This is a genomic window from Sphingomonas sp. T1 (assembly GCF_902506585.1).
Lineage (GTDB): Bacteria > Pseudomonadota > Alphaproteobacteria > Sphingomonadales > Sphingomonadaceae > Sphingomonas > Sphingomonas aerolata.
Genome location: NZ_LR733875.1, coordinates 3,011,199 through 3,021,522 on the forward strand (window position 1 = coordinate 3,011,199; position 10,324 = coordinate 3,021,522).

Annotated in this window: 8 protein-coding genes and 1 pseudogene; 7 read left to right on the forward strand and 2 right to left on the reverse strand. The window is 64.1% G+C overall.

The features are described from left to right. The first annotated feature begins 57 nt into the window (after positions 1 to 57). Positions 58 to 1,299, forward strand: coding sequence for a multidrug effflux MFS transporter (locus GV027_RS13710; RefSeq protein WP_236559220.1), 1,242 nt, complete (start codon positions 58 to 60; stop codon positions 1,297 to 1,299). 43 nt (positions 1,300 to 1,342) lie between these two features. Here the strand turns inward: GV027_RS13710 and GV027_RS13715 are convergent, their stop codons facing one another. After that, complete coding sequence (locus GV027_RS13715) at positions 1,343 to 2,320, reverse strand: glycoside hydrolase family 43 protein (RefSeq protein ID WP_051916219.1); 978 nt, start codon at positions 2,318 to 2,320, stop codon at positions 1,343 to 1,345. Between the two features lie 125 nt (positions 2,321 to 2,445). Beyond that, positions 2,446 to 3,033: a PEPxxWA-CTERM sorting domain-containing protein gene (locus GV027_RS13720; RefSeq protein ID WP_031393126.1), complete on the reverse strand. Its 588-nt coding sequence runs from the start codon at positions 3,031 to 3,033 to the stop codon at positions 2,446 to 2,448. A gap of 585 nt (positions 3,034 to 3,618) precedes the next feature. Here GV027_RS13720 and GV027_RS13725 point away from each other — a divergent pair. From GV027_RS13725 to GV027_RS13750, 6 genes and pseudogenes are all read left to right on the forward strand, one after another. Beyond that, positions 3,619 to 3,852: a hypothetical protein gene (locus GV027_RS13725; RefSeq protein ID WP_159512212.1), complete on the forward strand. Its 234-nt coding sequence runs from the start codon at positions 3,619 to 3,621 to the stop codon at positions 3,850 to 3,852. 366 nt (positions 3,853 to 4,218) lie between these two features. Further along, complete coding sequence (locus tag GV027_RS13730; protein WP_107045535.1) at positions 4,219 to 5,082, forward strand: alpha/beta hydrolase; 864 nt, start codon at positions 4,219 to 4,221, stop codon at positions 5,080 to 5,082. A 159-nt stretch (positions 5,083 to 5,241) separates the two neighbouring features. Continuing rightward, positions 5,242 to 7,023 carry a GH39 family glycosyl hydrolase gene (locus GV027_RS13735; protein WP_236559221.1) on the forward strand — a complete coding sequence of 594 codons (1,782 nt, stop codon included), beginning with the start codon at positions 5,242 to 5,244 and terminating at the stop codon, positions 7,021 to 7,023. Positions 7,024 to 7,203: 180 nt separating this feature from the next. After that, positions 7,204 to 8,448, forward strand: coding sequence for a PQQ-dependent sugar dehydrogenase (locus GV027_RS13740; protein WP_159512213.1), 1,245 nt, complete (start codon positions 7,204 to 7,206; stop codon positions 8,446 to 8,448). A gap of 428 nt (positions 8,449 to 8,876) precedes the next feature. After that, a pseudogene (locus GV027_RS13745) lies at positions 8,877 to 9,896 on the forward strand (phage portal protein); the annotation flags it as partial. Further along, entirely contained in the window at positions 9,896 to 10,210 is a 315-nt protein-coding gene (locus GV027_RS13750) for a DUF6127 family protein (protein WP_201302685.1), read from the forward strand. The pseudogene GV027_RS13745 and the gene GV027_RS13750, both read left to right, overlap by 1 nt. Positions 10,211 to 10,324: the final 114 nt, after the last annotated feature.

Below are 10,324 nucleotides of genomic sequence, written 5' to 3' on the forward strand. Positions count from 1 at the left end.
CGTTTGTGCGTGCCGGCAGGCATGGTCACCAGCAGATTGTCGACCTAGATGGCGGCGATGATCGATAAGCAGACTTCCTCCTCCATGAGTCCCGGTGAGTTTGTCGCGTTCGTCGCCGCGCTGATGGCGGTCAACGCCTTGGGCGTGGACCTGATGCTGCCTGCGCTCGCCGACATCGGCCATCAGCTTGCCATCACGACGGCCAACCACCGACAGTGGATCATCACGGTCTACATGCTGGGCTTCGGTGCGGGACAGCTCGTCTACGGGCCTCTAGCGGACAGATATGGCCGCAGGCCGATCCTGCTTGTCACCCTTGCCGGCTTCGTCGCAGCCAGCATCTTCGCCGCAGGGTCGCAGACGTTCCCCGCCCTTCTCGGCGCGCGCGTGCTCCAGGGCCTCATGTCGGCATCGACCCGTGTACTTGCGGTCGCGATCGTGCGGGACCGCTATTCGGGTCGCCAGATGGCGCGCACGCTCTCGGTCGCCCAGATGATCTTCTTCCTGGTACCGATCATGGCGCCCAGCCTCGGCCAGGTCCTGCTGGCCTTCGGGCCCTGGCGCTTCATCTTCTACGCGCTGGCGACCTTTGCGGCCGTCGTCCTTACCTGGTCCGCGCTCCGCCTGCAAGAATCCCTGCCGGTGGAACGTCGTTCTCCCTTGTCGCGGGCTTCGCTCGGCCGCGCCTACCGGTTGACGCTGACGAACCGCTTCTCCGCCGGCTATGCCGTGGCGGCGTCGATGACGTTTGGCGGCATCATCGCCTTCGTCTCTTCCGCCCAGCAGATCTTCGTCGATGAGTTCCATGCCGGTGAACGCTTCACGATGCTGTTCGCCGTCTGCGCCTTCTCAATGGGCTGTGCATCCTTTGCCAACAGCCGCCTCGTCGAGCGGCTTGGCACCCGGCTCATCTCCCAGTCCGCCTTGCTCGCCCTGATCGCGCTGTCACTGCTTCACCTCGTCGTGATCGGCGTCGGACGGGAATCGCTGGAGACGTACATGCTGTTCCAGGCACTCAGCATGACCTGCATAGGCCTGTGCGGGTCGAACTTCGGTGCCATGGCGATGGAACCGGTAGGGCACATCGCCGGTACGGCGTCCTCGATACAAGGCTTTATCACCAGTGTCGGTGCGGTGGTCGTCGGCTCCATTATCGGGCAGGCCTATGACGGAACAACCTATCCGCTGGCCCTCGGTTATCTCGCGATCGGCGTTGCAGTTCTGGGTGTCGTTTTCTTCACGGAAGGACGAAGCCTATTTCGGGCGCGGCATGCGGGTGACAAGTCAGGGCACGTCTAGACCCAAATCAGGGCATTCAGGCGTTTCAAGAGGTCGAGGTCGTTCAGCGTGGCGCCGGCAACGAGACACCTGCCTGTGTCTGAACAACCGGCCCCATTGTTCCATCCGGGTTGTAGAACAGCCGCTCCACGGTCACCGCACGCCGACCAATTGCTCCACTCATGTCGCCGATTGCGAGCATAGCATTGTGCAGAAACAAGTAGGACTGCCCCTTGAAGTCGACGATACCGGGATGGATAGTGAAACTGTACTTGCCGGATCCGGTCAGCTCGCCGTGATATTTCCATGGCCCGCGCGGGCTGGTCGCTGTCGCATAGGACACGCGTTCGTCCCGGTGCTTAGATCGATTGAGCGAGGCATATGTGAGATACCAGAGCGCACCGCGCTTGTGCAGCCACGGCCCTTCCTCGAAATTCGGTGGCGTAATCTCAGTGATCGGACCATCGATCTCGATCATGTTAGCCTTCAGCTTGGCGATATACGCCTGCCGGTTACCCCACGCGATCCAAGTCGTGCCCGTCTCGTCCGTATAAACGGTCGGGTCGATATCCTCCCAACTATGCGTACCCTTTGGGGTCATTTGGTTGGTAATGAGCGCTGCGCCCTTCGCATCAACGAACGGCCCGGTCGGCGTGTCCGCCACCGCCACTGCGATCGCCTTTCCCGGGTGTGTAGCATCATGCTCCACCGCAGCATAAAACCAGTATTTCCCGTTCTTCGCGATCGTCTGTGATGCCCATGCATCCTGCTTGGCCCAACGGAAATCACTGACCTTCATGATCGGCCCATGATCCTGCCAATGCGTCATGTCCGTGGTCGAATAAACGAGCCATTCTCGCATGTTGAACATTTCGTCCCGTTGCGCTTGGTCATGTCCGACATACAGATACAACCGGTCGCCAACGACCATCGGCGCGGGATCCGCGGTGAACTTGTCGCGGATGATCGGGTTCGATCCGGGCACGGCGTTTGTTGCGACCGAGCCGGTCTGGCAGAAGCCCGCGGCCCCCATGCCGGCCATGCAAAGCGCGCCTGCCAATTTGCTTATCGCGTATCGCACACAAGATCTCCGTGTTGTGCGCCCAGATTAAAGCACGGTTATAAGGTCTCGTCACCCGACCCGTACTTGTCACCCCTGCAGTGCCGTCAGGCGAAGCGGACATTCGCGCGCTGGCGGCGACGCATGACACCGCCGAGCAGACCGAAGCCAACGATGAACATGGCCCAGGTGGCAGGTTCGGGAACCGCTGCCACGACGGCAACGGGTGTGACGATGGCATCGGTCGCGATGAACGGCGTCGCATTGCCTGCGGCGGTGAAGCTCAGCATCGCACGGGTCGGACCAGCAGCGCTGGCATCGAACGTGAAATAGAAATCGTCGGTGCGGTTCAACAGCGTGTTGCCGCCGTTAAGCGCGCCGCCCACGCCCAGGCGGGGGAAGGTCGCCATCGGACCTGCTGCCGGAAAATAGCCAAAGATCGGCGCCGCCGCGAATGGCCCGGCATTGGGCACACCATTGGTGATGCTGCTGAAACTGGTCGGCGCACCGACAAAGCCGCTCATGCTATCGTCATAAGTCAGCTGAAATGCCGCGCTCAAGGCCGTGATCGGCGACGGCGTGCCGTTGAAGTTTTGAAAGTTGCTCGCCGTCAGCGAGTATGCGCGCGTTACGATCACCGCGTTCGCTGGCGCGACGCCCATTAGTGCCAATATGGTTGCCAGAACGACCCGCATCTCTTCCCCCATTTAACTGTTGTTTCGCACGATCTTAACAGCGTGCTATTCCGACGCAATTGTCCTGTTGAAAGTGTGTCCGCGCGACGATGGCCTTGGGCGACGACGGAGCGTTGCGGCTACCATTGTCGCCTGGCCGACCATCCGCGTCAGTAAAAAGCAGACAGCCCGGGTCCGCCAGCAGGCCTTGGCGCCACCCCCCGCCGTGTCCATGGCCGCGATGCCAAATGTCCGCAATTAGACGATCATTATCCTTCAAGATCAGCGCCAGCCCATTGTCGCGGTGCCGCCTATCGTAGCGGGTTCACCCTTCGCTGCTGCCTTGAGCAACTCGAGCCGAAAAATCTATTTACTATGCTTCGATCATGCAGCGCGCGCCGTATCAATCACCTGATGCCCTTGATTAATCAGGTCAAGCAATGAGTTACGACGAAATGGCGACTATGACCTTCGGTGAAGAGACGGTATCCCGTTACATTAATTGTAAAAATATTGAAATAATTCTTGGGTCCTGCTTTGATCCAGAACTTAAGATCAGGCGTTACTCCGACGATCAGCCTCGCATATGGTTGCTGTGGAGTTGTCATGTCATCTATTTTGAATGAAAAGCGCCAGATTAGTCAATGGCTTTCAGAGGAAGCAGCGGCGCGGGATGCGTGCAGAAAAAGTACCAACCCGGTTGAGCAGGAACAGCATTTTATGCGCGCAGAACATTTTGCCGATTACGCCTGGAGCCTTGCTGAGACGAATAGTCACGCGTTTATCCCGTCGGAGATTTGGTATCCAAGCTCCGGCAAGCGCGAGAGAATGGCAGCATAGGACGCAGCTCAGTTCTTGCTATGTAGAACATGCTAAAAATCGTTGGACTATGGTAGCGCTATCGATATCCTTAAATAAGAACGATAAGATCGGGAGAGCGACCATGGGATACGGATCCCGCTTGAAAGCCACCCCTCGATGGGTTCGGCCCCTTTTTTCGTACCTCTCCTGCTTGACGATTTGCGCAATCTCCCTCGCGCTGGCGCAGACCGATGTCATGGCTCGTATCGCCACCGCGGCGCAGACGAGCCCGGCCGTCAGTGATACGGGTAATCTTGCAGGAGCAAGCGCACGCCCGGCTTCCATCCTGACCGCGCGCGCAGCAGTGGCCGCAATGGTACAAGCCAAGTGAAACGGGCCGTGCTCATGGCAGTTGCGCTGCTGGCGGCCGTTCCGCTCGGGGCGCAGGATCCCGCGCCCGAGCAACCGCCGCACTACACCGTGATTAAGCTCTGGCCCAACGGCGCGCCGGGATCGGCTTCGCACCACGGCGAGGCCGAGATCGCGCGCGATTATTGGGTTCGCAACATTCATGATCCATCGCTGATCGCCTTCCCCGCCGCGCCTGCGCACCGCAACGGGGCGGCGATGGTGATCATGCCTGGTGGCGGCCACAAACTGCTCGTGTGGACCAATGAAGGCACCAAGGTCGCGACCGCACTGAATCGCATGGGCGTCACCGCGTTTGTCCTCAAATACCGGCTCGCGAACGAGCCTGGATCGAAATACTCGGTCGAGGGCGATGCGGCGGACGATGCGCGGCGCGCGTTGCGCTGGGTTCGCGCGCATGCCACCGACTATGGCATCGACCCGAAGCGCGTCGGTGCGATGGGCTTTTCAGCCGGAGGCGAACTCGTGTCGCTGATCGCGGACAATCCAGAGCCGGCTCGGCGCAGCGCCCTCGATGCCGTCGACAAACAATCCGCACGCCCTGATTTCCAGGTGCTTGTCTTCCCCGGACCGCGTGGCATCCCAGCCACCGCCGTCAAGAACGCGCCGCCGGCCTTCCTGGTCGCCGGAAGCCGCGATCCCTGCTGTGCAGCACCCACCGTCGCGCTCTACGAACAGCTGAGGAAGAGCGGCGTGTCGGCTGAGTTGCACATGTATGCGGACAGCGGCCATGCGTTCAACCTCGACGAGTCGGATCGGATATCGATCCTGCACTGGCCTGATCGCCTGCAAGACTGGCTGGCCGACAGCGGCTGGCTTTCGCCACGAGGGACGAAGTGAACTGCAGATGGTACCGCTCGATCGGATTGACCATCCTGCGCTGCGATCCGCAGTCTCCACTCACGAACTGGCATTGCCGGACTTCAGCAACCCGCGTGAGATCCGCTGTCCATTCGAATTTCCGGTTCGGGTCATGATGTCCGCCGTCGCGCTGCGAGCGTGGTCAAAGACGACATCGTCTGCACGGTGTTCGTCTCCGGCGGAGCAGGTGACGACATCATGATACGGTTGATGATGATCGGTTTTGCGACGATCGCCGTTCTCGCTCCCGCAAGAGCCGACCCGACCCCGGCTGCCGACGCGTTTTCCGTGGTCATAGAGGTCGATGCCGGTCGTCCCGAACGACCCGTGAAACCTGTGTGGCGCTTCTTCGGCGCTGACGAGCCAAACTATGCGACGATGAAGGACGGACGAACCACGCTGGCGACCTTGGGTAAACTCGCGCCCGACCACGTGTATTTCCGCACCCATAACCTTTTGACCTCGGGCGATGGCACCCCAGCACTAAAATGGGGGTCCACTGGTATCTATTCGGAAGATGCGAGCGGCCGCCCGGTCTACGACTGGACTGTGGTAGACCGGATTTTCGACACGTACCGTGCGCGCGGCGTCAAACCCTATGTCGAGCTCGGCTTCATGCCCGAGGCAATGTCGACCAGGCCGGTCCCCTATCAGCATGATTGGCGGCCTGGCAGCGGCGCGTTGCGCACCGGCTGGGCCTATCCACCACGCGACTACGGGCGTTGGGAAGACCTGATCTACCAGTGGGTGCGTCATTGCATCGACCGCTATGGCCGCGAAGACGTCGCGAGCTGGTATTTCCAGACCTGGAACGAGGCCAATCTGCCGCAATATTACTGGGGCGGCACGCGCGAGGAGTTCTTCCGTTTGCACGATGCCGCGGTGCGCGGTGTCCGGCGGGCGCTACCCGGCGCGCGGGTCGGAGGACCGGACAATGCCGGAGCCGGTGACGACTTCCTGACGGCATTCATGGCTCACGTACAGGCGGAGCGCACACCGACCGACTTTCTGTCCTTCCATGCCAAGGGCCAGCCCGAGCTGGTCCAGGATGCGAAGGGCGGCCATGTGCGCATGGGCCTGAACACCCACCTCAAAGCCGCCGAGCATGAATTCACAGCGATTAGCGCCAACCCGGCATTCCGAGACAAACCCATCGTAATCGGCGAATCCGATCCGGAAGGCTGCGCGGCCTGTCAGGGGCCGGTCAATGCGTACCGCAACGGCACCATGTACTCGAGCTACACCGCGGCATCCTTTCCCCGCCTGCTGGCGCTTGCCGACCGCCATCACCTCAATCTGGAGGGCATCCTGTCATGGGCGTTCGAGTTCGAGGATCAGGCACCGTTCGCGGGCTTTCGCCAACTCACCTCGAACGGCATCGACCTGCCTGTCATGAACATGTTCAAGATGTTCGCGCAGATGAAGGGTCGCTACGTCCCCGCCATGTCCGACCATCAAGTCGCGTTGGACACAGTGATGACCGAGGGCGTGCGCGGCACCGCGGACGTCGGCAGCGTCGCCAGCCTCGACGGCGATAAGCTTGCGGTGCTCGTCTGGCACTATCATGACGACGATCTGCCGGGGCCGAAAGCGGCGGTGCGACTGCAGCTGCGCCAATTACCGCGCGCCTTTGCCAAGGGCGCGACACTGACCCACTACCGGATCGACGCCAGCCACTCGAACAGTTTCGCCGCATGGCGCGCCATGGGATCGCCGCTCGCCCCGACGAACGAACAGCGTGCCACGTTGCTGAAGGCCGCCGAACTCACGACCATGGATGCCGCGCCGACGCGCCTGACGGCTCGCAGGGGTGACGCCACGCTGGCGTTCGATCTGCCGCGGCAGGGCGTCTCGCTACTGGTCATCACGCCCACGTCACGCGACGCCGGGCATCGGCGGACCGGTGGCAGTAGCCAATGAGTGGCAGTAGCCAATGAGACGCCGGGCAAATGCCATCCGAGCCCGGCAATGTGGACGGACGTCCAGCGCCGACGCATCACGCGTTCGACGCGATAATCGGCTGGTCGCTCGATCGCGTTTGCGACACACCGGCCGCCTGTATTGAGAGGATCGCCTGTGCCTGCTTATCCTAGACTGTCCATGGCTGCGCTGTCGCTGCTGATCGGCTGCGGACCGACGGACCGCGCCGCACCACCGGCCGGCTCGCAGGCGCCCGCGCCACCGGTGAACTACGGCGCGGCGACCCCCGCGTCGTCCAAGCCGTTCAAGGTCGATCCCGTCGCCGCGTTCGACTCCCCCTGGGCGCTGGCCTTTCTGCCGGACCAGAGGATGCTGGTGACCGAAAAGCCCGGCCGGCTGTGGCTGGTCAGCGCGGCGGGCGTGAAGACGCCGGTTGGCGGCGTGCCGCGCGTCCACTTCGAGGGACAGGGCGGTCTGTTGTTCGTCGCCACCGCGCCCGACTTCGCGCAGAGCGGGCACGTCTACCTCACCTATGCCGAACCCGGCGCGGGCGGCGACGGTCTGGCGCTGGCGCGCGCGACGCTCGATCCCGGCGCGGCGCAACCGGTGCTGAGAGACCTTCGGGTTGTGTGGCGGCAACTGCCCCGCGGCAAGGGCGGGCAGTTCGGCGGCTACATCGCATTCTCGCCCGACGGCCGCTATCTTTTCCTCACCTCCGGCGAACGCCAGCGTTTCACCCCCGCGCAGGACCCCGATCAGGCGCTCGGCAAGATCCTGCGGCTGACGCTGGATGGCACGCCGGCGCCCGGCAATCCCGCCGCGGGCAAGGTTGGCGCTAGCACTATCGGTATCATCGATCCGCCGGAGAATACCGGTTCCGCGGCCACCGCGCCGGTGCGCCAGGTCACGATACCCGGCCCGAACCTGACCCGGGCGGAGACCTGGACGACGGGTCATCGCAACCCCTACGGGCTGGCGTTCGATGCCAAGGGTCGCCTTTGGTCGACCGAGATGGGGCCGCAGGGCGGCGACGAGCTGAACCTGATCGAGCCCGGCAGGAACTATGGCTGGCCGATCGTATCCTACGGCAAGAATTACGACGACACGCCGATCGCCTCGCCCGCCGGCAAGACGAAATTCCAGCAGCCCGCGCTGTACTGGAGCCCGATCATCGCGCCGGCCGGGCTCACCTTCTATGACGGCACGATGTTTCCCCAGTGGCGCGGCTCCGCTTTTGTCGGTGGACTGGCGTCGGAAGCGCTGATCCGCATCGCGTTCGACGGCGCAGTCCCCAGCGAAGCGGAGCGGTGGGCCATGGACGCGCGGATCCGCGCGGTCATGGCCGGCCCGGACGGGGCGCTATGGCTGCTGGAAGACGGACCCGGCGGGCGACTGCTCCGCCTGTTCTCCAATCGCGCGGGGTGAGAGTTCGACAGGGGAAGCAGAATCAGCTGCTAAGGGGCGCCAGTCCGACGCGTGGCTTATGGCTCGAGAAACGACTTTAAGCCCGCATGGCCCGATAGCCGGACATTAGCGACGTATTCGCTCCTTCCCGGTTACCGCCATTCGTTAAGGGGCACCGACTTCCCTTCTGACCTCTGTGATGGCCGCTCCGACCGATTGCCCGATGGTCTTCGTCAAGATAAACCGGCGCCGCTGACCTGTTCGATCCGAGCAGGGCGGCATGATCGCGTCGGTGCCCCGGAAGGGGCTTAATAGGGAACGCGGTGAGGGTGGTTCGCCACCTGAAGCCGAGGCTGTCCCTGCAACTGTAAGCGGCGAGCGCGATGCATTTCGCTTCTTCCTGAACCGGAAGAAGCAGCCACTGGGCCGCGGGCGGTGTCGCGGGGGCGCGGGGGTATGAGGCGCAGGTGCGCGAGGCGTATCTGGGGAATGCGGTGGCGCAGCGGGCGGTGAAGCTGGTCGTCGAAGGCGTCGGGTCGGCGCCGCTCGACGGGTCGGATCCGGCGCTCGTCGCGCTCGTCACCGCGCGGTCGGGGGGGCAGATGCTGATCGAGACGGTGGCGGCGCAACTGCTGCTCCACGGCAATGCCTATGTCCAGGTGCTGCGCGATGCCGATGGCGGCGCGGCCGAGCTGTACGCACTGCGGCCCGAGCGGGTGAGCGTCGAGGCGGATGCGGGCGGGTGGCCGGCGGCGTATCGCTATGCGGTCGGCGCGCGGGTGACGCGGCTGTCGGCGGATCCGGTGCGGCCGCAGGTGATCCACCTGAAGGCGTTTCATCCGGTCGACGATCATTACGGGCTGGGGTGCCTGGGCGCCGCCGCCGCTGCGGTCGGGATCCACAATGCGGCGGCGCGGTGGAACACGGCGCTGCTCGACAATGCGGCGCGGCCCTCGGGGGCCTTGGTCTATGATCCGGGGGACGGGTCGGCCTTGTCGGCGGACCAGTTCGCGCGGCTCAAAAGCGAGCTGGAGGCGTCGTTTGCGGGGAGCGGGAATGCGGGGCGGCCGATGCTGCTCGAGGGCGGGCTGAAATGGCAGGCGCTGAGCCTGACGCCCGCGGACATGGATTTTGCGGGGACGCGGGGCGCGGCGGCGCGCGAGATCGCGCTGGCGTTCGGGGTGCCGCCGATGCTGCTCGGGCTGCCGGGGGATAACAGCTACGCCAATTACCGCGAGGCGAACCGGGCGCTGTGGCGGCTGGCGATCCTGCCGCTGGCGACGAGCGTGCTGACGGGGATCGCGCAAGGGCTGTCGGGCTGGTTCGAGGGGGCGGCGCTGCGGGTGGATCTCGACCGGGTGCCGGCGCTGGTCGAGGACCGCGAGCGGCTGTGGGGGATGGTCAGCGCGGCGACGTTCCTGAGCGATGCGGAGAAGCGCGCGATGCTCGATGTGAAGGAGGGGGCGTGATGGATGGGCATGTGCTGGCGCAGCTGATGGCGCAGGGGGCGGAGCGGGGGGCGGACCTCGTCACGCTGCGCGCGATCGCGGAGGAGGCGGGCGAGCTGGGCGCGACGCGCGCGCTGGCGCGGCTGGGGCTGAGCGACGAGCGCGCGCGGGGTGACGTGGCCGAGCTGCGCGAGCTGCTGGCGGCGTGGCGCGATGCGAAACGGTCGGTGTGGAAGGCGGTCGCGGGGTGGATCGCGCGGCTGTTCGTGGCGCTGATGCTGGCGGGGCTGGCGGGGCTGGCGGTGAAGCTGGGCTTCGCGGCGTGGCTGAAATGATCCCTCGATACGCCGTCTCGACAGGCTCGACGGCCACTCGGGACGAACGGGGCGGGGTGGCGTTTGCGGGCTATGCGGCGGTGTTCGACGTGGTCGACCGCGCGGGGGACGTGA

Coding starts and splice junctions, on each gene's coding strand:
- GV027_RS13725 (WP_159512212.1), top strand. CDS start 3,619: ATGTCATCTATTTTGAATGAAAAGCGCCAGATTAGTCAATGGCTTTCA.
- GV027_RS13710 (WP_236559220.1), top strand. CDS start 58: ATGATCGATAAGCAGACTTCCTCCTCCATGAGTCCCGGTGAGTTTGTC.
- GV027_RS13750 (WP_201302685.1), top strand. CDS start 9,896: ATGGATGGGCATGTGCTGGCGCAGCTGATGGCGCAGGGGGCGGAGCGG.
- GV027_RS13730 (WP_107045535.1), top strand. CDS start 4,219: ATGGCAGTTGCGCTGCTGGCGGCCGTTCCGCTCGGGGCGCAGGATCCC.
- GV027_RS13715 (WP_051916219.1), bottom strand. CDS start 2,320: ATGGCCGGCATGGGGGCCGCGGGCTTCTGCCAGACCGGCTCGGTCGCA.
- GV027_RS13720 (WP_031393126.1), bottom strand. CDS start 3,033: ATGCGGGTCGTTCTGGCAACCATATTGGCACTAATGGGCGTCGCGCCA.
- GV027_RS13740 (WP_159512213.1), top strand. CDS start 7,204: ATGGCTGCGCTGTCGCTGCTGATCGGCTGCGGACCGACGGACCGCGCC.